Genomic DNA, 23,162 nt, shown 5'->3' on the forward strand with positions numbered 1-23,162 from the left:
GTACATCTCTGCAAAGAATGAGATGAAATGCCCTCCCGATATATTCACTCCCGCCTAAGCTCCCGCCAAGTCCCCGACTTGCTCCAAGCCATCTTCCTTTCCGAACTAATGACCCCCAGCGGATGCCTGTGGCTCGTCTCCCCCTGGATATCAGACATCCCCATTATCGATAACAGCGCCAACACCTTCCTGTGCTTGGAGCCATCTTGGAGTCGTACCCGCGTTCACCTCTCGCAAGTCCTCGCCACCCTAGCCGAACAAGGAACCACCATCCACATTGCCACCCGTCCCGACACCCACAACCACAGCTTTATTGAAGGACTCAAAGCCAGGATTGACCGCCTCGACGTAGCCGTGCGCTTCTACATTGCAGAAGAACTCCATACCAAAGGTATCCTGGGAGACGGCTATTATCTCGCGGGTTCCATGAACTTCACCTACAACGGCATTACCGTCAACGAAGAAGCCTTAACTTACGAGACATCCCCAGAAGTTATTGCCGAGCAACAGCTAATTTTCACCAACCGTTGGGGAGGGGCGAAGCCATAACCAACCGCAGTCATTGCGCTAATCTAAAACCGTCCGCTCCAGGGAAATCACTTGGTCTGGTGCCAGCAGTCCTCCAACTTTCACGACTTGCAGTTCCCCAGTTTCCTGAGGGTTTTGCTCCCTGACTTTAGCGATCGCAACTTCGAGTCCAGAGGCTTGAGCAATATAGATTTTCTCTCCACTCCTCAGCACCCAGATGGGTTGGGGCCAAGTGTATCGAGGGTGAAGCACTGCTTTGTGGATGACTTGATGCGTGAACTGGACGATTTGCTCGATATCGGCATCATTACAAAACTCCCCCAACTCAGACTGAAAAATCTTTCTGAGTTCTCCCGTAGGAATGTGTTGGGCAACTTGCTCCGATGGTGTTGGTGATGGTTTGGGACGCTCTGATTGAGTGTGAGCCTGCACAACCTTTGACTCGATAAAGCGACTCACTTGAGTCATGATCGAGTCAAAATCCCGCTCCATCAGCACATGACCTAGATGTTCTCTCAGTAGATTTCTCAGCTTCTCATCCGAGATATTGATGCCGCAGGTTCTCAGATAGACGGGAAGCCGCTCTCCCCAATCCCGACCGCAGCCAACTTCCCCATTAGAGGCATCTTCTGCCTCGACCAATTCCATCAACCGTTGGTAACGGGTCTCACTATCCGTCATCGTGTGGGATTGTGTAGCTTGCTGCTTTGATAGCGAAGCTTTCGCAGAGGAATCAGGAGTGGGGAGCGACTGAGTCATGGCTGTTGCCGTAGGGTTTCAAAATAGATGAGATTGTCCGGTTCTTCAGGGTCGGAACCGCAATCGAGCAGTCTCACCCTTAGCTTTCTGTAGAATCCTAACGCACCTGGCAAGGCATGTAAGCCTATCCTGCCTTGATAACCTAATTCATAACTTCGGGCGATCGCAAAATCGATTAAGTTTCCACCAACCCCTTTGTAGGTAGGAGGATTCGTCATGGCAGGTCTATTCCAAGGAGCCGTTGCCAGCCCTCTAATGTACACTAACCTCTGTCTCAATTGAGATTCAATCTGGCAGCGCTTTTTCAAAAGGTCGATGGTCATCAAGCCCTGAGTGACCCCATCACACTCAATCGCATAAAGTTCATCTCCCGGTAACAGCTTGGCTCGACGGCTCTTGGCAACCCAATCCCAGTACTCATCCTCTGCTCCAGTCCCCTGAAGTAAAGGTTCCCAAAGCGTTTCGGCATCATTCAAGTGCTTCTGAGTTACCTCCGTCAGGATGGCATCAACGACTTGTCTATCTCGAACTCTAAGAAGCTGAATAGGGCGATTCAACGAACATTGGGCAACTCGACAACTGTTTCATCATAAGACTTGTTGTTCCACATTACTGAAGAACTCCATACCAAAGCTATCCTGGGAGACAGCTATTATCTCGCGGGTTGCATGAACTTCACCGACAACGGCATCATCCTCAATGAGGAAGCTTTAACTTACGAGACATCCCCAGAAGCGATCGCCTGTCAACAGGTGATGTTCGCGAACCGCCAGGGAGGGGTGAAGCAATGACCAATTCTATCAATACCGATGTCCGCTGCTTCCTAGAGCAGTTCTTCGGTACAGGCAATCAATTAGACTTGGGAAAAATCGAACGCGGTGAAGGAAACCACGCCAAAATCCGTCCTTGGCTGGAACGACTGACGCAAGCCGAACCCCAACCAACCGTTCTCCCCCGCTGGCGCACAGGAGGTGTGGATTGGTACGGTATCGCCCAAAGCGATCGCCAATTACGCCGCTTGAGTGAAGAATTGATGGCATTTATCGGTCCCACCTACTCCACATTTCGGGGACAACGAGCGCAACTCAACCTTCAAGACTCCGTAGAAGCAGCAGTTTACGAATTCACCGGAGGTGCAGCCGTCAAATTTTGTGGAAATGACCCTGATGGTCGTGCCACTGCTGTTTGGGACGCGCTAGAACGGATGCGCCGGGTGAGCGATCGCAGAGTGAAGCGGAGCGCAGAAATCCCCCGTCCTACAGGTCGGGTACTGCGCGACTTCTACATGGCACTGCAAGCAGGCGATCGCCCCTCTGCCGAAAAAGAACTGCAATACCTGCTCGACCAGCATCGCCTCGATGCCCTGAATCTCCTATTTCTGCGAGTGCAACTGTTAGCCGAACTGGAGCAATGGAACGAATTACTCGACCTCCCCGAACTGCCCAATCTCTTGCAAGTTCGCCGACCCTTTGCCGTCACCCAAGCCTTGCTCCAGGCAGTATACCGCACTCAACTCCAACAATTTGAAGACAATAACGCCCTCACCAGTGCCGTCACCTATTTCCGAGAAGTCGCTTTCCCCCGCTACAGTAACCTTTTCGCCGTCCGTGCTGGCAGTAAACTCCCAGAAGTCCTAAAATTGTTCATGCTGCTGGCAGTGGGAGGAGAATCACCGCGACCCGCTCTCCGCGACGAACTGATAGCAACTCCCGGAATTGATGAGTCCCACCGCCGCTACTTGCAAAGGCTAGCTGCACTGCTCCCCGATGCCACGCCACCCCGCGAGGGAGAACCCTTACAACGAGCGGAACAGCTATCAAAAGACGGAGACTACGATCAAGCCTTTTCACTACTGGGCGATGCGCCGCCGTCCAAGGAAAAAGTTCGCCTGCTTCTCCAGTGCGCCTACGAGTTGCAAACCTTGGCAGCGGACAAAGCCGCGTTGCAGGCGTTCGACGAGCTGACCCCTGACGACCAAAACGCCTTACAGAAGGTACGCTGGAATCAAAATTATCTTGCCCAACTGCGGGGGGGTCAGGAAGCGGTAACTGAGGATACCCCCAGCGCTGAATCAGTCCCGACCAATTGGCTAGAGTGGCTGTCCCAGCTCGATAAAGACCCGAATTGGAAACGGGCGCTTTATGTTGCTCGGCAGGGGTCTACCGAGTGGGATGCCACCAGCTTACTTGCAGAACCAGGGGCAGTGGAACAGTTTGCCGAATTACTGGATAAAGTTGGCTCAAAAGCCGAGACTGTTCTCCACAATGCCCTTCCCTACCTACTGGCATTCTTCCAAAAAGACGAGCAATTGCCCCGCCGAGAGTTTCTCACCCTTTATAACTCGCTACTGGACTTGCTCGTTCTCAGTACAGAGGGTGGAGATGCCGATTTAGTCTTGTTCAATGAATTAGCGATCGCTCTCTTAACTCTAGGCATAGATAGGGCAAAGTATATCGACATCGTCGGTCACGCGATCGACCTGTGGAATCAGTTTGCCGCTCCTAAAACAGTGGATTGGGTGCTGGACTTTCTCGACGTGCTAGTAGTGTATCCCTGTCCGGTCAAGGAGACGCGATCGCAACTCCTCTTTGCCACTGCTGAAACTCTGCGACGCTTCGCAGGACGCATTGATGAAGACCAATGGGGAGTCTTTCGCTCTCTCGTTAAAGACTTGAACTTGCAAGAATCGCTCCCAGATTTGCTTGGCGAACAAGCAAGCTTGGTGGAGCAAAGCCTTGAGGGTGAGACGAATATCTACCAAAAACTGAAGGATAAATCCGTTCTCATCTACACCCTGACCGAATCGGCAGCATTAAGGGTAAAAAGCATTTTGGAAGCCGCTTGCCAAGGGGTTAAAGTCCACCTTAGCCATGACAAAGGAGGTAACGAGCAGCTTCGTCAGTGGGTGAGAAATTCTGACCTTGTTGTGATGGTAACAGCGAGTGCCAAACACGCCGCAACAGGTTTTATTGAGGCTAATTGCCCCTCAGATATTTCCAAAATTCTGATGGTTAATAGCAAAGGCAGTGCAAGTATGCTACGTGAAATCCGGCAGTATCTAAGTCAGTGAGGAATCGAGGGGGATGAATAGGTTGTCTTCGATGCGCGAACGAACTTCTGGATTCACTCTACTATTATTCAGGCAATCCATTAGCAACTTATTAGCTTGATAATACTGCTCTAGCACTTCAAAACTTTTATCATAGAGAAATCGCCGCTCAAATGTCCAGTCGTAGCCAATATGGCGATATTCCATTATAATATCTCTTAATTCTTCAGCCCACTCTCCACCATTATATTTCCACCAATCCACAACTTCTTCTAATTTTTCATTCAAGGATGGTAGTTCGTTTTTAAGTTTTTGAATTAACATAATTACTTCAAAGTTATGAGATATAGTTTGGGGAATATTAAAGTAAAGCTTTTGTTCTAATTCACAATTTAGTTTATAGACTTCCGATAGATCAGATATTTTGATTTGCCCGAAAACACACCAATCAGCTAATTCACTAGAAATTGTAAATGCACGAACAAGACGATAGTCAACCTCAATGTCACATTCAAAACTATTACCAAGTTTTAAAATACGACGAAGGTTGGAGTCAATAGAAAAAGCCAATTCAAAGCCATTCTCATTATCAATCCAACTCCATCTATAACCGGGTTCAATGTCGTGGAAATCAAGAAAATCAGTAAGGATAATACTACAGCTCAAATAAAATGCTCGAACTGCTGCTGGTTTATAGGGAGTGGTAGCCGCCTTATAGTTCCGATTTGCTTGTATAAGAAACTCTTGGCAGTCCATGTCACTGATTAATGGAATTGCCCAGTATGGATTGTTATGCGAAGATAAATATAAATCATTTCTTAATGCATCTTGATTGCAATTATTGTTACCTTTTTCTAAAAAACAGAAAGCTTTTTCTACTAAGCGCAAAAACTTCTCATCACTTGGGTTTGTTTCAATATTTTTAACTTCTAGCTTATAAAAATTCTGTTTGATTAATAGCATAAATTCTTCAGTATTTGGCAAGGCTCCTAGCATCCTAAAAAAGACTTCACGCCATCGTGGTTCTGCTAAATGGGTGAGTATCAACCGCCAACCTTGCTGATAACTTGGTAAATTTTCAGCAAAAAAACGCAAAAAATCCTGAAGATTTGGCAGTATTTCGACTATCATAAAAAAGATTTCACGCCACCGTGTTTCCGCTATATGCGTGAGTATTTTATGCCAGCCTTTTTGAGATACAACTAATTTTTCAACAGTCAAATACTCTTGAAAAGTCTGATGAGAAAATGCGTATATTTTCCATGTTTTCTTTACCAATAATCCAGATAATAATTCAATGTTATACAAAGCACTAGAACAGTTTTCGAGAAACGGCAAAATTTCCGCTTCTTCAAAAGAAAACTTGCCCTCCTCAAAAGTAATAGCAGCTATCTGCCTTAAAACCTTTCTCAACTCAACTAAATCTATATTAGGTACTTCTATCTGAGTACGCTCATTAAATTGATTCCATTTCTCTAGCAGCAGGTCTATCCCTTCTTTGTAAAGGTCAACTCGTTTAGAAGGCAAATCACATTTATTTTGGAAAATCAAGCAAATCAGATGTAGTAATAGGGGTGTATCAGCCAGCTCTCGAATTCGCTGATTTTTTCGGAGTCTCAGCTTATCAATTAACTGAGTTGCTTTGATTGACCTCTTCCTTTGCGTATCTACCGTAACCTCGTTAAACCAGCTTTGTATAAATTCTTCAATTTGCTGTTGTTCAAGATCTGCTACTTTACAGAAGGTAAAGTTACTAAAGTACTTAGACTTGTAAGATTGAAACTCTTTTCGACAACTAACGATAAATCGATTGTCTCTATACTCGTCAATTAACTTATAAATCTCTTGACCGACAACGTGGATTTTTTCTTCCGTAACCTCATCTAAACCATCTAGCAAAAATAGGAACATTCCGTTACTAAGTAATATTTCCAGTTCCAGCTCTGAAACCCCAACACGGCAATATTTTTTGCGGATATAACTTAGTAAATCAATTTCATCCGCACCTCTGGCATTTTCAGCCAAGGTTTTCAGGCTAACAAAAACAGGTACAAGCTTGGGTTGAAACTCAATCTCATCACAATGAATAGCAATATATTGCAGTAAGGTAGTTTTTCCCGCACCTGGTTTACCCAACACCATCAGCTTAGGGTTTCTCAGCACTACCTCATTCCATAATTGCCGTTCCTGACTAAACTCCGTTGAACCGAAGCCTTGAGATTCATTGAGCTTAGTCTGAACATAAATTCTGCTGAGATTCCCCCGCATGGGAGTATAGAGCAGATTGAACGTACATAAGGTTTCGCACTCGTCTCGGATTTTCTTATCGAAATGCGATCGCACTTTCTGCACCAGTACCTCTATATCCTCTGAAGCGGACTCTGCGATCATACTCTCAACCCCGACAGAATCAGAGTTCACTCCTGTTGTTTCTTCTGCGGTATCTGTCTGTTGAGGTAGTGGCTCTTCTGCTGATTGTGATGTCTGCAATCGCATTGGTGGTTGAACAAATATCTTTGTTAGTTCCCCCAGTTCAACTCCCAATGCCGTCGCTATCTTTTCAAGAGTTGTTGGTTTAGGTTCAGCCGTCTGTCCAGTTGCAATCTTACTGATAAGACCTTTATCTAAACCAGTTACTTGCTCAAGCTTGTACTGCGTGAAGCCTTTTTCTTTCAGTAATTTCTTAAATGCCTCTCCAGCTTGCTTATTTTTCTTAGGTCTTGGCACTCAGTTATCCCCCAATTTCAACCTTGTTCAACTCTTGTTCAACCATTGAATGTTCAACCAGTTGCACAACTGCAACTTTGCGAAGTTTAGACAACAGATAACACTGGTGACATGACCAAGTTATCGAGGCATCAAGCAAACAATGAAAAATTCCTATATCCAGCCAACTCTTTTTGACCTGGAACCCTACTCAGTTAACCCTGAATTAGACCCTATTCATCTGATCAACAAAGTAACTGCATCACTCACAGTCTATCTGACTCCAACGGAGAAGGCGCAACTTGAGGAGAACGCTTCCCGTGAAAGTATGAGTGTGAGCGAAAAAGTGCGTGAAGTAATTCAGCCTTGGATACAAGAACTGAACTAAGTCTCAACTTCTCTACCAATAATCTCAGTTTTATGGGGTGGGCATCTTGCTCACTCTTACTCAAAATCAACCTTCCACTCAAACAACACCACTCACTGGAGCAATACCGACAAACTCACGCAGTACCTTATGACACGCATCCACTGTTGTCTTCGTATTTGAAATAATAGGTTCGACCGTCGCACCAACTTGCGTTACTCCTCGCTCTCGCCACAATTCGTTAGAGCGCCGCCAATCTATCTCTTGCAATCTAGCCAACCACTTGACAAGCTCCTCCTCCGGTATGCTCTCTAAGTAAAATTCACGAGCCAGCATTCCCAAAGCCTGGAACACAACCGCACTTACTGCCAGTGACTCCTGTCTTTGCACAGAACATTCCTCTTTACTTCTGACTCTCCAAGGGTCGTTAGGTAGAACGCTTGCTGCTGCTGCCCAGAATGTTGCTGCCCAATCAGTTCTAAGCTCCAAATCCTTCTTAGACTTCAGATTAGGAAACATATGTCGGGTAGCTGTCACCAGGGTAGATAGTGTCATTAACTTGGAATTGTGTTTGCCCAAACCATTCTCAACCATCTCCACATTGTTGCGGAACTGAGGGACTCGCTGGATCAGGTTTTTGGCAATTAAGACCGCAGGAGAGCGCTGATCGAATGCGTGAGAGAGCGATACACTGGGTCTTTGCACTAAAAGGTTTTGATCGCGGAAGGCTTGACGTTCCTCCTCTAATGACAGCCCAGCATATAACAATACCCCAATCTCAAGTTGAGAAAGGATAGGCAGATACTCCGCCTGCTCAACTTGGATGTCCTTTAGCGCCTGACGGATACCAAAACATCTATGCTGACCGTCTGTCAAGCGCAGAGTAACCGAGTGGTAAGGAAGAAAGATACTGCCATCTCTATAGATCGGCGGTGGCTGAACATTGATACAAATTGGCGGGAAAAAGGTCGTGCCGTCTTGGTAGGTCTCCAGAATATACCGCGCGATCGCTTTAACTCGTGTAGCGTTAGGTTTGCGTTGGGCGAAGTCTGGTAAGTCTGGCTCATTCGGAACATAAAGGCGATCGTCATTTAGCAGTCGGGCGACATCTCCAAAGTACAGACTGGCAACATAACTTTGATGTTCACCCTGTGATCCCCGACAAACAGGTACAGCTCGAAGCACAAGTTCCATTGTTGATTCCTTGGTTAGAGGAGCAAATCCTGTCTTTTAATCCTGTAGTCATGCCTACATGGTAGCAGGGGTTCTGTCAAGCTGACTAGAATGCGTGAGACCCCCTTCAGGCAATCCAACCTTGTCTTCAACAGTCCGCGTACCGGGTGAACTCTACGAAACGCTGCGCCAAATCAGGCTTTCACTTGAGAGCGAACACCAAAGTGCTGCACCGACTGTGCAGGATATGATTAGCGTCGCCCTGAAACGATTCATCAATGATTGGGAGAATCCTGACAAGCAAAATCAGCTTTTGGGTGAGTTACTAGAGCATCGCAGAGTCGCCCGCTCAAACATGGGTAAAAGAAGAATTGACGACAGCTAGACGGTGGTGACGGATGACATTCGCTAACTTTGAATCGCCTCAGCAATCTACCTTACGTCTAGAAAATGATGAGTCCCAACACTAAAAACACTGACCAACTCATTTTGCGTCATCTAGAGGATATTGAGCAGGAGCGGATTAACTTTGGTCTCTACGAAACCTATGTCACAAAGGCTGACATAATACAACGTGCCCAAGAAAAGGGTGAGAACTTGGACGAGGCTGCATTAGAAGAAGGGTTAGCCAGTTTAGAAGAGCAAAGGTGGGCGCTCAAGCTGGATGAGAACCACTATCGCTCACGAATTAGCGAGATTGTCCGGCTCCTCAAGAATGTTAAGCAAAGGTTTCGCAGCAATGATGCCCAAAGCGCCCCTTATCTAATCCAATCCATCCGTGTTGAGTTTGCAGATCGCCGCAGATTAGCGCGTGAGACTAAGTTTAAAGAAACTATCAATCAGTTATTTAAAAGCAGTAGAAGTCTGAGACTAAAGCATCTAGATAACGCTCGCAAAGCTGTTCAAAATGGTTTTTGTAAAGCACTAGACAAAGAACTAGACGAAGTAAGACTAACCCGTGTGCAAGAACGGGCGTTGCAGGAAATCACTCAGAAATATTTCCAACGTCAAGGACAGGGATATGTAATTACTGGCAACACTGGTAGTGGTAAAACTGAAGCTGCGTTACTTCCTCTGCTGCTTGGAGCGTTGCAGGAGAAGATGAACAATATTGCGGGATGTAAAATTATCCTAGTTTATCCCCGGCAGACTTTAGCCAAAAATCAGTTAGAGCGACTCAGCCAGTATGTAGCCGCCATTAACCAACAAGTGTATGGAATGGCAATGAGTGGAGTGTCGAACCAAGATTTGACTGTAGGAATTGTCTTTGGTGACACTCCATCCAATGACGAGGAACTGCGTAATGGATACTCAAAAGACGGAAAACTCCAGCGTGGACGTTGGGAAAAGCAAGATGAGAAATACAAACTCCCGTACTTCACAGACAAAAACGGAGAGCCGGTCTACGCAGTCAACCTAGCCAATGGTGAATGTACCCTAAAACCTGCTGACAGCAGTTGGGAGTTGAAGGGCTTTAAGGCTACGCGCAGCGCTATTCAAAGCAACCCGCCAGACGTGCTAATTATCACCACTGAAATGCTGCATCGGTGGTTGATGGACGCTGCATTCAATGATTTTTTCGGCTTATCGACTCGCCCAGGTTATCCACCAAATTTCTGTGCCCCACGAGCTGTCGTATTCGACGAGATTCACCTCTATGACACTATACACGGCGCTCAGATTGGCTTGCTGATTCGCCGTTTACGCCATCGGCTACAACAGGCAATGCGTTCGTGTGATGGAGAATCTTGGCGATACCCACTGATGCTGGGGATGAGTGCAACTATTGGTAATCCTCAAAAGTTTTGGAAGGAACTTAGTGGGGTTGCGGATGTAGATGAGATTTCACCAGAAGAGAAGGACATGGAAGATGCTCAGGGACGAGAGTATTTCCTGTTCATTCGCCCAGAAACTTACTCGCGTGGCAAGCCTGTAGGAGATGCTTCGACAGCAATCCAGACGATTATGGCGATCGCCCACAATATGCGTCGGCGAGACAGTGATGGGAAAGAACCTCCTAAGTTCAGAAGCCTCGTGTTTCAAGACTCCATTAGTAAAGTCAAAAAGTTAGCACTTGAATTCCACGATGCCGAAACCAACAATAATCTAGCATGCTACAGACTTCAGCGACCCAATTCTAGCCACGACGTACTAACCTCACCAGCGTTTCTGGATGGTGAATATTGGTACTTTGATGCTGAAGACCTTGACCAATACTCCACGAAACGCCAACCCGGAACAGAAGCGCGATCGCTCACTTCAAAGCCTTTTCCAGTGTACAGCGGTAGTGGTAAAGGAGATATCGAAATTCTGCTGCAAGACATCATCTTTGCTACTACTTCTTTAGAAGTTGGCTACGACGACGCTAGCATCCAATTTGTAATGCAGCACCACGCCCCTCGTAACCCAGCTAGCTTCGTGCAAAAGAAGGGCAGGGCTGGTCGTTCCCTCCAAGACCGTCCTATCACTGCGGTCACCCTCTCACAAAACTCTTACAAGGATGCCTTCTATTATCAGAACCCGCAACTCCTCTACGATCCTTCCGACTACCGCCCACCTCTCAATGTCGATAACTACTTTGTGCAGCAGTTTCAAACCATCGCCCTAATCTTTGATGAGTTGGCGCGTCTTAAACAAGGGCGAAACTTACTCCAGGGAAACTTCAGTAGTGTCGAAGAGCATTTGGACGAAATACAGCAGGAGTTGGATAGATTCGAGATTGGGCAGGAACTTCAGCACGCTTACAAGTATGTAACAGGCGAATCGTTTCAAAAAGTTCACCCTATTTGGAGAGAGATATGGAATTGGTTTAAAAAGCGAATGCTTGAAGATGATATCCGCTATAACTTTGGGAAAAACAACAATCTGCTCCAAATTTGTCCGGACTTACCAGACAACCTGTTTAGCTCTATCAATCTGCCTACAGTTCGGGTCATGTTTTCGGGAGGCGGGGAGCCAGAAAACTGGTCAGGGGCAGACGAGGATATCTCTCTTGCTTTCTTAGAATTGGCTCCCGGCAAGATCACGCGCCGCTACAACCCTCGCTACCATCTTTACTGGCGACCGTTAGTTGCTTTTGTAGAACCAAGAGAAAACTTTAAAGGAAGACCTGTCTCCAATGCAGTAGCTATGGAGCGATATAAGTATGAAAAACGCTCGGAAAATCCTGGACCATTTAATTCTCTGCTTCTCAAGCAGCTTGATCAAGTATGGGGAAGTAATTGGCAAGATTACTTCCCCTTGAATGTAGAGCAGGTTTACACTCAAGCTGTACCGCAGCGTTTCTACCGAGTTCGCTATTTGGAACTGTGGGACTTTGGTAAGGACTTAGTTGATGATCCAAAGCACCCGAATACTGAATGGTTGGGTGCGTTTAAGCCTGACGGTAGCGTGGACTTGAGGTTTGGAAGCAAAAGGAAACAGCTTGACAAGCTTTATCCAGGTAGGGTTCGCTCAGTCTCCCCAGATTCTAATAGCTACCCGTTGTCTTTCAGCGTGGTCAAGGTAAATACGGCAGATCAGGAGGAAGTAGAGCCTCGGCACAGACTAGAGTTGCCTCCCCTATTCAAAGGCTTGGTCAATAATCTGGATTTCTACTATGGCGAAGTCGGGGAAAATCGCTCAATGCTCAATGTGTGGGAAGTTCAATACGGAGCTGAGGCTCGTATTCGGTTGCTATCTGATGAGCAGTTGCTACGTCAAGGTAGGAAAGACCCGCACGCGGGCATGGGTCAAAACACAGTTAGATACATCAGCGAACACGATGGGAAGCCCACCCTGTACGGCTATGACTTGAATACTGAGGGAGTACGGGTTCCCTATTCATACGAACAGCTACGCAAAGTAGCTGAGTTTTTGTTCGAGGAGATATGGAATGATCCTAAACGCAAGACTCACTTACAAGACCAGTACCTTCGATTCTTGCTCAAGTCGAGTTCTTGGCAACCAAAGGGAGTAGAACATCCCTTAACCGCTTTTGACCTGCGTAAAGTAGCAGACATCATTGCAACCATGCGTGCGGAGTCACGAGCAATGGGAACGGAGGATTGGCGAACTTTTTTAGAGCATCTGACTAATCCCGATGGGTTGAATAATCTAGTAGATATGGTGCGTGCCAAGTACTGGCGTGACCACCGAGTCTTTCCTGAAGACTTCAGAGACCGATTGGTTTCAACTCTGGCCTATTCCAATAGCGTTACTGAATCTCAGAGTGATAGTGCCATTCAAGGCACGTTGTTTGATACAACCGCATTTCAAGCTGAAACAACTACATCTAAAGAACCAGCAACACCCTCAAATACTCGACAACTTTTGGAGGAGCAGGTTTTCGCTAAACTCGGCAAGAAATCTGAAATCTTGGACTACTTGATGGACAACATAGTTCATTCACTGAAACAGGCAACAAGGAATCTGTTTCTGACAGAAGGTAGCACTCGTGATGAGGAGATAGGCAGCCACAGCGTACTAAAATTAACCTACGGGAAAAAGCCTTGGGATACTTCGTTTTACGTTTACGAACGCAACCAAGACGGTAATGGGGCGACAAGGCTGGCATCAGAGGTACTAAAAGAGAATCCAACCCATTTACTTAAGCGTTGGTGGGAAGTAACTTTATCGTGTCCCCTAGGTGATGAAGAAGACTTTTTGAAGAGAGTCTTACGAGACAATAAGCAGCTACTTCTGGACTTCCAAGAAACATTTTTCCAATCCGAACCACAGAACAGATCAAACCCCAGAGATTTTCTTTTCCCTCTTGTTGAGGAACAGGTTAAAGATAAAGATCACGATCCTTTACTCCAGCGTTTAGCTGGATTGCTGACGAGTGAACTGAGCATTGCAGGGCAGACCTTGCCCCGCATTGGCTTACAAAGTGAGTTGCTGCATCTGGAAGATGCCTTGGCTGAGAGATTTAAGCGACCTCCAACCCCAAGGGAACTGGCAGGTTACGCAGCCACACAAGTTCAACAGGAGCCAACAAACTATCCTTATCTAGCTCAGTTGATGCAGAGGTATGAAGAGCATACCCAAAACTTAGGTTTAGAGGATGAAGATTCGGAGGACACGGCAAATGCATTAGACCGATTCCTGGCTCAAGTTGAGAATATGAGTCTGAGTACTTGTGTGGATGCCTGTCCAGCTTGTTTGGCAGCTAGCTGCGATCACGGGCATATTGATGTGATGCGCCATACCATTTCTCGACGTTACTTGAAAATGGCTCGCCATCTTTTGACCCAAGAACTGACTCGTGAATACGGTCAGGAGCCTGTTGAAAACTTGGTGGCGATCGCTCAGCACAACGGGGGTTATGTAATCCTCGAACATTTGGGTCAACCCAATCCCGCTTACATGCTTCAGCTCAAGAATCAGGGCTTCAAGATGATTAAGCGGGACTTTGACCACGAAACTTTTGTCGTGCGCCAGATGTTCTATTACCAAGGAAATACATGAAGGTCTATGGTAATTACCCAGAGCCAACCTTTTCCAGAGGTCTAGCTGAGTTACTCGTGCAGTTACTGGACTTTCCAGGGGACGAGGTCTGGTTAATCAGCCCTTGGCTTAAGGATGTTCGTTTGGCGATCGCTCAACTGGGAGACTTTGCCAGTTTGCTGGGTGGGCAAAGAGAGGAAATTGAATTGAGCCAATTGCTCACCCGTATAGCTGAGCAACACAGGCTCCACGTAATTACTAAGCCTCCAGAGGAACTAATCCCTTTTAGGGTACTTAAGCGTCTAGCAAACAAGATTGACTTACGAAAACGCTTGCTGAAGGAAAGAGAGGTAGAAGAAGATTTACAAGGTTACGACATTATCGAAGAGGTCATAGAGGAGTTCAATACAGAGATTGAGCAGCTAGCTAGTGAAGCTACCGTACATGCGGAAACTATTCGTATTGGTCGAATGCTACAAGCAAAGGGAGCTGAATTATACTACTTAGATAAACTCCACGCTAAGTTGCTCTGGACTCCCATCGGAGCATTAATTGGAAGTGCTAATTTCACCAATGGTGGGCTAAGTTATAACAACGAGCTGATGGTAGAAATAACTGAACCGGCTGAGCTTCCGAAGTTACAATCCATAGCTCAGCAAATGGGAAATCGAGCAGTAATAGCACAGAATTACAGTCTTAATAAGGCCTTAAAGCGAGAGGAATACCCATTAAACGACTATTTAGCTTTTATCGATAGTCAAGAGCTTCAAAACCTACCAGGTTTACAACATTTATTGGAACAAATTAATCAATGGATTAAGTAGATTTAAACAAGAAAAAAGCGTCGATGCCATTATATAAGAAAGCACAGTGGGAGTTTCTGAAGCTGGTGCAACCTGGTTTATTTGGTATTGGCTAAATAGAAATTAGGGGGTTTTTCAGTACAGCTTGCTCAATGTTAATCATTTCGGGGTTACGTATCTAGAGCGATAAAAGTTTAATAATCAGGGCTATCAAGGTATTTGATGACTTCAAAAACTGTACGATAGGCATTAACTTTGGTGTTGCAAACGGTCATCTATAGCGCACGAGAAGGAATTTTCAACTATAAATACTTGATGAGCGCGGTATACCGCGCTCATTGATCTCCGTGTGGTTTGTTGCTTCTTAGACAATCTAAGAGCCATCTTACGACTTGCTTTGGCAACGCGATCGCTAAGAGCTTAATAACCTAGAGTCAGCACTACCGGGAATTTTTCAACTGTAAATACTCCATCAGCGCGGTATACCGCGCTCATCAAGCTCTCTGTAGTTTGTTGCTCCTTAGACAATCCTTGAGTCGTCTTACGACTTGCCAACACAAGAGTTGTCTCTAGAATTTCTCAGGACTTACGCACTTGCCGTGAACTAAAGTTCCGGCTCAAAGCCCAAACCCATTGAAATGGGCTGGTTTGAGGCTTTTTAGTCAGTTGAAACTGACTTGGGTTTTCAGCCAGGAAATTGATTTCCTGGTTCCTAGTGCGTAAGTCCTATTTCTCTGTCAATCTGATATTGCTCGATAATTAGCCCGTCACTTTCTTCGTAACGGACTTCACTTTAATAACCACGCCTGTTACATTCCTTTAAGTGCAGTCGCTGCACATTTACTAATTAGTTGAGCGATCGCTTATAACTTGGATTTTCTCTTGCCACTCTACTAGGCACCATGCTCCGAGTATGGGTAATTCTGTTGAGGGGGCGGCTCTGCTATCAGTTAGCAATCAAAGGTAGTCGATTTGGCTTGATGACGGTGATAGTTGTCAGAGAACAAATTATTTGTCGCTATTAACACATTAGTGTCGTTAATCTAAAAACCTTTCAAATCTTTTCCAATAGGGTTTTGGTCTAAGTAACACTTTGTAGGAATTCCTCTTTAAAGCCATAATTGTCTTAACTTCAGCTTTTCTTCATCCAAATATATCTAAGCTTTGGTAGCGATAGAAACGCTCAACGACAACAATTTATTAAGACGGCAAATAATCTGTTATTCGGCAACAACGGTTTCAGGCCGATATTTGTTTTGTTTCTTGCCCCGCCTGATGACCTTAATTCCAAAAGCACTGATCCCTAAAACCGCTAGTGCCGGAATCATGCCAGGTTCAGGTACCGTTTCATACTCAATCTCCTCCCCAGAAAGTGCAGGAAACAATTCTGGAGCGCGACGAGCTTTAGTCGCTTGCTCAAAGGCGTAGGCATAGCCCAATAGTGTTGGCTCGCTGTAGGCCTGTCCAAAGAAGGAAATTGTTACTGGCAAGTCATCGGAGGTAAACCCTGCCGGAACCTGAACATCTGGGAAGCCTGAAATGTTTGCAATATTTGTAGGCGATATCCCTGGGTTACACACAAACGTGGGATCAGTTATTCCAGGAAGTGGGCTCGCTGGACAGCCTGATGTGGGATAAATCAAGGCATCGAGACTATTGGCATTCAACAAGTCTAGAGTCGCATTGCGAACTAACGCTCTGCCATTGGTAAACGCATCTATATAATCAGGATCAGTAATGGATGCACTTGCCTGCTCATTCTTAAACAAATTTAAGCGCGTTGGATACTGCTTAAAAAAGTCATTTTTTTCTGCAAGAGCAATGATATCATCAAGATCTTTGGGATATTGATCGCCTACGGTTGCTAAGTAATCAGGAATTTGCTCCTTAAACTCTGGCCATCGAACTCGTGTGTAAATCGTTTCTTTGGCTGTAAGAATCTCGGGCGGATAAAAGACAGAATCAACAATAGTTGCTCCCAACGTTTTCATTTTGGCGATCGCATTCTCAACAATCTGATCGACCTCAGGGTTACGACCAAAGAAATCACGCGCCACGCCAATTCGTGCACCTTGCAATGCGCCCTTATCTAGAAACTGCGTGTAGTCTTTGAAAAACTTACCTTCGCTTCCTAGCGTTGCTGGATCAGCGGGGTCAATACCTGCCATGATGCCAAGAGTAATAGCAGCATCTTCAACGGTTCGAGTTAACGGTCCTCCCACATCAAATGACAGAGCCAGCGGAATAATGCCGTCACGGCTTGTTAACCCTAGCGTGGGTTTAATTCCCACCAGTCCATTAGCCGCCGCTGGACCTCGAATCGACCCACCTGTATCACTACCCGTACCAATCACGCCGAAGTTGGCAGCGATCGCGGCTCCAGTACCACCGCTAGAGCCAGCCGGGCTGCGCTCTAAGTTATAGGGATTGCTTGTTAAACCAGCGAGAGACCCACCCGGAACGCCAGCCGCAAACTCTGACATATTTGCCTTGGCAAAGATAACAGCTCCTGCATCCCGCAGTTGCTTCACCAAAAATCCATCATCTGGAGGCACCGACCCTTTAAGAACCGCTGAACCCCCCGTTGTGGGCATATCAAAGGTATCGTAGTTGTCTTTGAGAATGACTGGAATTCCATGTAGTGGGCTTCTCGGACCCGTTGTTTGACGCTCTATATCTAACGCTTTAGCAATTTCTAGTGCATCTGAATTAACCGTGATAATTGAGTTAAGGCTGTCATCATATGTATCAATTCGATTGAGATATAACTCAATCAATTGTTCAGATGTCAGCGCGCCCGCATCAAACGCTCTATTGATTTCAGAAACTGTTGCCTCTTCTAGCTGAAACGTTGCTGCCAACGCTCCTAGCGGAAGAAGTCCTAGTGCTACCGTTTGAGCTGCTACCAATGTAGCCGTTCGTTTCATGCTTTTTAACACAGTATTTGCTCCTAATAGTCAGGTGAATGAATGATTTAGACAGGTAATATGTAAACCAAACCTGCAAAATTAGGTCGGGCTTTGTGCTTTCTTACGCTTTAGACCGAAAGCTGATAATCCGGTGATACCTAGTGCGATCACCATTCCTGGTTCAGGTACAGATTCAATTTCCTCACCAGCAAGAGCGGGAAAGAGGGTTGGTGATCGCCGATTTTGAGTTCCTTGTTCATAGGAATAGGCAAGACTAATAAGAGTAGATTCACTGAAGGGTCTACCAAAAAATTCAATCCCAATTGGAACGCCAGTTGGCGCTGCATCAGAAGGTGCTGAGAAACCAGCCGGAACGACTAGTCCAGGGAAGCCTGTTCCCCAGGCAAGAATTCCATTCCGGTCGGCTTGGGGTTCACCAACAGGAACTACGAGACGTTGTTGATGAGGATATACCAATGCATCAAACTGGTATTCGTCCATCAGGTCAAGCAGAGTTTCCTTAAACGCTTCGCGCTGCTGCAACCGTCGTAGATATTCAGGATCTTGCAGTGGAGACTCGATCGCTTGAGCGGCTTCTAGTGAAGCTTTGATCGATGGATCATAAAGCCCAGAAGCAATCAGTTCTTCCATCGTTTTGACAGGAGCATCTGGTCCGAGGCTGGCAAAATAAGCATTGAGTGTTTCTTTAAACTCATAGCTCGTGACCGAGAGATTAGTGGTTAATTCTGTCAAGTTAGGGATAGAAACAGGAACAACGGTTGCTCCTAACTTTTCCATTTTTTCTAACTCTGCATTAATAACAGAATTCACCTCAGCATGGATTGGCTCCTGCCCAAATAGATCTAAAACAACACCTAATTTGGCTCCTTTGAGAGCATCTGCATCCAGAAAATCAATGTAACTTTCTGGCACGTTACCAATGCTGGTAGCGGTTGCTGGATCGGCGGGATCGTAACCTACCATTGCATCTAGCATTAAAGCCGTATCTGCAACGGTGCGTGTAATTGGTCCAGCCGTATCTTGAGTGAAGGAAATGGGAACAATGCCATCACGGCTGAGTAATCCAATTGTTGGACGTAACCCAACCAGACTGTTGGCAGATGCTGGAGAACGAACAGATTGCCCAGTATCAGAGCCTGTTCCAAGCACTGCGAAGTTGGCAGCGATCGCCGCCCCTGTACCTCCACTTGATCCGCCTGGGGTTCTCCCCAAGTCATACGGGTTTAACGTCTGTCCACCTAAGGAACTGATGGTATTACCGCCAGATGCATATTCGGTTAAGTTAGTTTTAGCAATAAAAATTGCCCCCGCCTCTCGCAAACGCGCCACCGTAAAGGCATCATCTGGAGGAATTGAATTCTTCAACGACAGAGATGCTGCTGTGGTAGGTAAATCAAACGTATCAAAGTTATCCTTTAGAATAACTGGAATCCCATGTAGTGGACCTCTCGGACCCGTTGTTTGACGCTCTAAATCTAACGCTCTAGCGAGCTCTAGCGCATCTGGATTAACCGTAATAATTGAGTTAAGGCTGTCATCATAAGTATCAATTCGATTGAGATATAGCTCAACCAATTGCTTCGATGTTAATGCACCAGAATCAAATGCTTTGTTAATCTCGGAAACCGTTGCTTCTTCTAGCCGAAACGTTGCTGCTAACGCCCCTACTGGGAAAAGCCCTAGCATTATTGCTTGACCAGCGACTACCATAGCCGTTCGCTTCATGCTCTTCAGCACAATTCCTATCTCCTATAATCCAGTGAACGATTTAGCGATTGAAGTAGTGCATGGGTGCGCTTACAGTACTGCTGTAACGCACCGCTAGTATCTTAGAGTCGGTTTGCATCAACACAAACAACCGCTGAATTGCCAACCGCTTCCTCGTAAGCTACAGGCAAAATCGCTTTGTACGTTCCTTGGGGTTGACCGTTACGCCGCTTGACGAATTTGATTCCAAGAGCGCTAATTCCTAGCACAGCCAAAGCTGGAATCATGCCAGGTTCGGGTACTGTTTCGTATTCAATCTCCTCTCCTGGAAGAGCAGGGAAAAGTGGTGGTGGGCTACGGAATTTTGTTGTTTGTTCATAGGCGTAAGCGTATCCAAGCAATGTGGGTTCGCTGAAGGCACGACCAAAAAGAGAAATAGTTAGCGGCAACCCATCGGATGTGAAACCCATCGGCACTTGAACATCGGGGAAACCGGTAATGTTCGCGATGTTTCGTGCAGCAGGGACAGTTTCATCACAAATATAGGTTGGGTCTTCTACCGTGTAAATGGGAACAGCAGGACAATTTCGAGTTGGATAAATTAATGCATCAAGATCATTACTATCCATTAGGTCTAAAACAGTTTTCCTCACAAGCGGAATACCATTTTCGACCGCATCAATGTAATCGGGATTGGTTAGCCCTCCACTTGCCAGGTTTCGCCTGTATGACTCAATACGCCCAGGTGCGACAGAGCGATCGGAGTTTACGACATCCGGATCAGTACTAATCGCTAGAATTTCTTCCAGTGTCTTGGGATAATCTCCCTCCAACGTAGCTAGATACGCCTCAATCTGAGGTTGAAACTCTGAATCAAATATAAGCGTTGATATCTGGCTCCGCTCCTCAAGAAATTCCTTAGAATAGCTTGTCTCAACAATGGTTGCTCCTAAGTCAGTTAGTTGGTCAACAGCATCCTCAAATAACTGATCTACCTCGACGTTGCCGCCTAAGAAGTTTTGCAATACGCCAATACGCGCTCCTTGAAGTGCATTCTTATCGAGAAACTGCGTATAATCCTTAAAAAACTTACCTTCGCTCTCAAGCGTCACAGGGTCAGCAGGATCAATCCCTGTCATAATTCCTAGAGCGATCGCAGCGTCTTCTACCGTCCTTGTCATCGGTCCTCCAGTATCGAAAGACAAGGCTAATGGAATAATCCCATCACGGCTCAATAGCCCTAAAGTGGGTTTAATTCCAACAAGCCCATTATGAGCAGACGGGCTACGAATTGATCCACCTGTGTCGCTTCCTGTGCCGATTACACCAAAGTTAGCAGCGATCGCAGCACCAGTACCACCGCTTGACCCTGCGGGCCCACGCACCAAGTTGTAAGGATTTAACGTTTGCCCTCCAAAGGAGCTGTATCCATCCCGTCCTCCACTAGAAGCAAACTCGCTCAAGTTAGCTTTAGCAAGGATAATCGCTCCTGCATCTCGCAATTGTTTAACGAGGAAAGCGTCATCTGGTGGAATTGAGCCTTCTAAGGTAATTGATCCACCAGTAGTAGGCAGATCAAAGGTATCGTAGTTGTCTTTGAGAATAACTGGAATTCCATGCAGTGGGCTTCTCGGGCCCGTTGTTTGACGCTCTATATCTAACGCTCTAGCAATTTCTAGTGCATCTGAATTAACCGTGATAATTGAGTTAAGACTGTCATCGTAAGTATCAATTCGATTGAGATATAGCTCAATCAATTGCTCTGATGTTATTGCACCTGCATCAAACGCTTTGTTAATTTCAGAGACCGTCGCTTCCTCTAGTTGAAACGTTGCTGCTAACGCTCCAAAGGGAAGGAGTCCTAACGCTATCGTTTGAGCCACTACTAAAGTAACCGTTCGCTTCATGCTTTTCAGCATTGTATTAACTCCATAGTCAGGTGAATGGCTTATGCAAATTGAATTGAACTACGCAAAACGAACCAACCCATTAAGCGGGACTTTGTACTTTCTTACGCTTCAAACCTAAAGTTGAGACCCCGATGACGCTTAATGCGATCGCCACTCCTGGCTCGGGTACAGTCTCATATTCGATCTCCTCTCCAGGAAGCGCCGAGAAAAGTGATGGAGGACGACGGTGTTTAGTTGTTTGCTCGTAGGAATACCCCAATCCAATGAGTGTTGGTTCATCAAAGGGGCGGCCCCAGAATTGCAGTCCTGCGGGGAGGGTATTATTGATGCTGTAACCCATTGGCACTGTGATTGCTGGAAAACCTGTGGGTGGAGCAGTGATACCGCTGTTGTTGCCATTTGGACTGGTTTCATCGCCTATTAACCGAGGCGGATTGCTCCAGGTTGGAAAGATAAATGCATCATATTTGTTAGAATCGAGAACATCTAACACTGCCGTACGCATCACATCTCGGTTTGCCTCTGCTGTCTGACAAACTGCTCGCTGTTCAGGTGGTACATCCTCAACAGCCGCTCCAGCAATCAGGCTCTCAGTAACGGTTGGGTCAAACTTTCCAGACGCAATAATTTCGTCCAGGGATTTTACTGGAGCATTGGGTCCAAGGCTAGCCAAATAGTTATTAATGTCGTATTCAAATCGGTTGCAGCCACCTGTAGCAGTTACCAGTGCGTCAAAGTCAGGGATCACAGTAGGCTCAACGATCGCACCCTGGGATCTTAAATCAGCGATCGCCTCATCCATTAACCTCTCAATTTCTGGACTAGCCGTTGCTGCTCTGGTACTTCCGCTGGATGGTCTAAACAACTCATCCAACACTCCCAATCTCGCTCCCTTCAAGCTGCTTTTGTCGAGAAATTCGCTGTAGTCAGGAAGCGTTAGATTCTTCACCGCTTCAGTTGATGGATCGGCTGGATCGTAGCCTGCGATCGCCTCAAAAACGAGTACAGCATCTTCAACCGTTCGTGCCATTGGCCCACCAATATCACGGTAGAGATTGAGTGGGACAATGCCATCGCGGCTGGTTAGACCAATCGTAGAGCGAATACCAACCAGAGCATTGTGAGAAGACGGACCTCGAATCGAGTTACCTGTATCAGTTCCCAAGCCCACTGTTCCAAAGTTGGCCGCGACTGCTGCTCCTGTTCCGCCACTGGAGCCAGCAGGAACACGGCTCAGATCATAGGGGTTGCGAGTCGTTCCTAAAATCGAACTCACACTGCGCTGAGGACTAAAAGCAAACTCCGCCAAATTAGACTTTGCCAAGACGATCGCACCTGCATCACGCAGCCGTTGCACCTGGAATGCATCATCAGGTGGAATTGAACCTGCAAGCGATAAAGAGCCTGCCGTAGTTTGTAGATCAAACGTATCGTAGTTGTCTTTAACAATAATTGGAATTCCGTGCAAGGGGCTGCGCGGGCCGTAAAGCTCACGCTCTAAATCTAATGCTCGTGCTGTTTCTAAGGCATTTGAATTAGTCAGAATAATAGAATTAAGCGGCGTTTCTCCCGCCTTGTCATAAATTTCAATGCGATTGAGATATAGTTGCACCAACTGCTCAGATGTCAATGCATCTGCATCAAATGCGCGATTGAGTTCGGCGATCGTTGCTTCTTCTAGCTGAAACGTTGCTGCTAACGCACCAATTGGAAGAAGCCCCAGTGCTATTGATTGAGCCACTACTAAAGTAGCCGTTCGCTTCATGCTTTTCAGCATTGTATTAGCTCCATAGTCAGGTGAAT

The 23,162-nt window shown here is 46.2% G+C and carries 16 protein-coding genes; 7 read left to right on the plus strand and 9 right to left on the minus strand.

Annotated elements, in window-relative coordinates; genetic code table 11:
- The first annotated feature begins 27 nt into the window (after positions 1–27).
- Positions 28–549, plus strand: coding sequence for a phospholipase D-like domain-containing protein DpdK (gene dpdK / locus NDI42_RS16000; RefSeq protein ID WP_190455251.1), 522 nt, complete (start codon positions 28–30; stop codon positions 547–549).
- A gap of 18 nt (positions 550–567) precedes the next feature.
- Here the strand turns inward: dpdK and NDI42_RS16005 are convergent, their stop codons facing one another.
- Positions 568–1,287: a hypothetical protein gene (locus NDI42_RS16005; protein ID WP_199311149.1), complete on the minus strand. Its 720-nt coding sequence runs from the start codon at positions 1,285–1,287 to the stop codon at positions 568–570.
- Positions 1,284–1,844 carry a GNAT family N-acetyltransferase gene (locus NDI42_RS16010; RefSeq protein ID WP_190455254.1) on the minus strand — a complete coding sequence of 187 codons (561 nt, stop codon included), beginning with the start codon at positions 1,842–1,844 and terminating at the stop codon, positions 1,284–1,286. Before NDI42_RS16010 ends, NDI42_RS16005 begins: the two co-directional genes overlap by 4 nt.
- A gap of 42 nt (positions 1,845–1,886) precedes the next feature.
- Here NDI42_RS16010 and NDI42_RS16015 point away from each other — a divergent pair, with 42 nt between their 5' ends.
- Complete coding sequence (locus NDI42_RS16015) at positions 1,887–2,078, plus strand: hypothetical protein (protein ID WP_190455256.1); 192 nt, start codon at positions 1,887–1,889, stop codon at positions 2,076–2,078.
- Complete coding sequence (gene dpdD / locus NDI42_RS16020) at positions 2,075–4,357, plus strand: protein DpdD (protein ID WP_190455259.1); 2,283 nt, start codon at positions 2,075–2,077, stop codon at positions 4,355–4,357. The genes NDI42_RS16015 and dpdD overlap by 4 nt, the downstream gene beginning before the upstream one ends.
- Here the strand turns inward: dpdD and NDI42_RS16025 are convergent.
- Positions 4,346–7,063, minus strand: coding sequence for a helix-turn-helix domain-containing protein (locus NDI42_RS16025; protein WP_190455262.1), 2,718 nt, complete (start codon positions 7,061–7,063; stop codon positions 4,346–4,348). The two genes, dpdD and NDI42_RS16025, sit on opposite strands and share 12 nt — an antisense overlap.
- 142 nt (positions 7,064–7,205) lie before the next feature.
- On the opposite strand from NDI42_RS16025, the gene NDI42_RS16030 reads away from it, so the two are divergent.
- Positions 7,206–7,430 carry a plasmid mobilization protein gene (locus NDI42_RS16030; protein ID WP_190455266.1) on the plus strand — a complete coding sequence of 75 codons (225 nt, stop codon included), beginning with the start codon at positions 7,206–7,208 and terminating at the stop codon, positions 7,428–7,430.
- A 78-nt stretch (positions 7,431–7,508) separates the two neighbouring features.
- On the opposite strand, the gene NDI42_RS16035 is transcribed toward NDI42_RS16030, so the two are convergent.
- A complete protein-coding gene (locus tag NDI42_RS16035; protein ID WP_190455269.1) occupies positions 7,509–8,603 on the minus strand; it encodes a DNA sulfur modification protein DndB in 1,095 nt (364 codons plus the stop codon).
- 121 nt (positions 8,604–8,724) lie between these two features.
- Here NDI42_RS16035 and NDI42_RS16040 point away from each other — a divergent pair, with 121 nt between their 5' ends.
- The 3 genes from NDI42_RS16040 (at position 8,725) to NDI42_RS16050 (ending at position 14,833) form a co-directional block, all read left to right on the plus strand.
- On the plus strand, positions 8,725–8,967 hold the full coding sequence (locus NDI42_RS16040; protein WP_199311150.1) for a hypothetical protein: 243 nt from the start codon (positions 8,725–8,727) through the stop codon (positions 8,965–8,967).
- Positions 8,968–9,032: 65 nt separating this feature from the next.
- Positions 9,033–14,030 (plus strand): DEAD/DEAH box helicase, encoded by a 4,998-nt coding sequence (locus tag NDI42_RS16045; protein WP_190455276.1) that lies wholly within the window; start codon positions 9,033–9,035, stop codon positions 14,028–14,030.
- The gene (locus NDI42_RS16050) at positions 14,027–14,833 is read left to right on the plus strand and encodes a phospholipase D-like domain-containing protein (RefSeq protein ID WP_190455279.1); all 807 of its coding nucleotides are present in this window, start codon (positions 14,027–14,029) and stop codon (positions 14,831–14,833) included. Before NDI42_RS16045 ends, NDI42_RS16050 begins: the two co-directional genes overlap by 4 nt.
- A gap of 399 nt (positions 14,834–15,232) precedes the next feature.
- Here NDI42_RS16050 and NDI42_RS16055 read toward each other — a convergent pair whose 3' ends face one another.
- The 5 genes from NDI42_RS16055 to NDI42_RS16075 form a co-directional block, all read right to left on the minus strand.
- On the minus strand, positions 15,233–15,370 hold the full coding sequence (locus NDI42_RS16055; protein WP_190455282.1) for a hypothetical protein: 138 nt from the start codon (positions 15,368–15,370) through the stop codon (positions 15,233–15,235).
- Positions 15,371–16,032: 662 nt separating this feature from the next.
- A complete protein-coding gene (locus NDI42_RS16060; protein ID WP_190455285.1) occupies positions 16,033–17,739 on the minus strand; it encodes an amidase family protein in 1,707 nt (568 codons plus the stop codon).
- Between the two features lie 81 nt (positions 17,740–17,820).
- Positions 17,821–19,467: an amidase family protein gene (locus tag NDI42_RS16065; protein WP_190455286.1), complete on the minus strand. Its 1,647-nt coding sequence runs from the start codon at positions 19,465–19,467 to the stop codon at positions 17,821–17,823.
- A 104-nt stretch (positions 19,468–19,571) separates the two neighbouring features.
- Positions 19,572–21,368, minus strand: coding sequence for an amidase family protein (locus tag NDI42_RS16070; protein WP_348231428.1), 1,797 nt, complete (start codon positions 21,366–21,368; stop codon positions 19,572–19,574).
- 70 nt (positions 21,369–21,438) lie between these two features.
- Complete coding sequence (locus NDI42_RS16075) at positions 21,439–23,136, minus strand: amidase family protein (RefSeq protein WP_348231429.1); 1,698 nt, start codon at positions 23,134–23,136, stop codon at positions 21,439–21,441.
- Positions 23,137–23,162: the final 26 nt, after the last annotated feature.

It is taken from the genome of Funiculus sociatus GB2-C1 (assembly GCF_039962115.1).
Classification (GTDB): domain Bacteria; phylum Cyanobacteriota; class Cyanobacteriia; order Cyanobacteriales; family FACHB-T130; genus Funiculus; species Funiculus sociatus.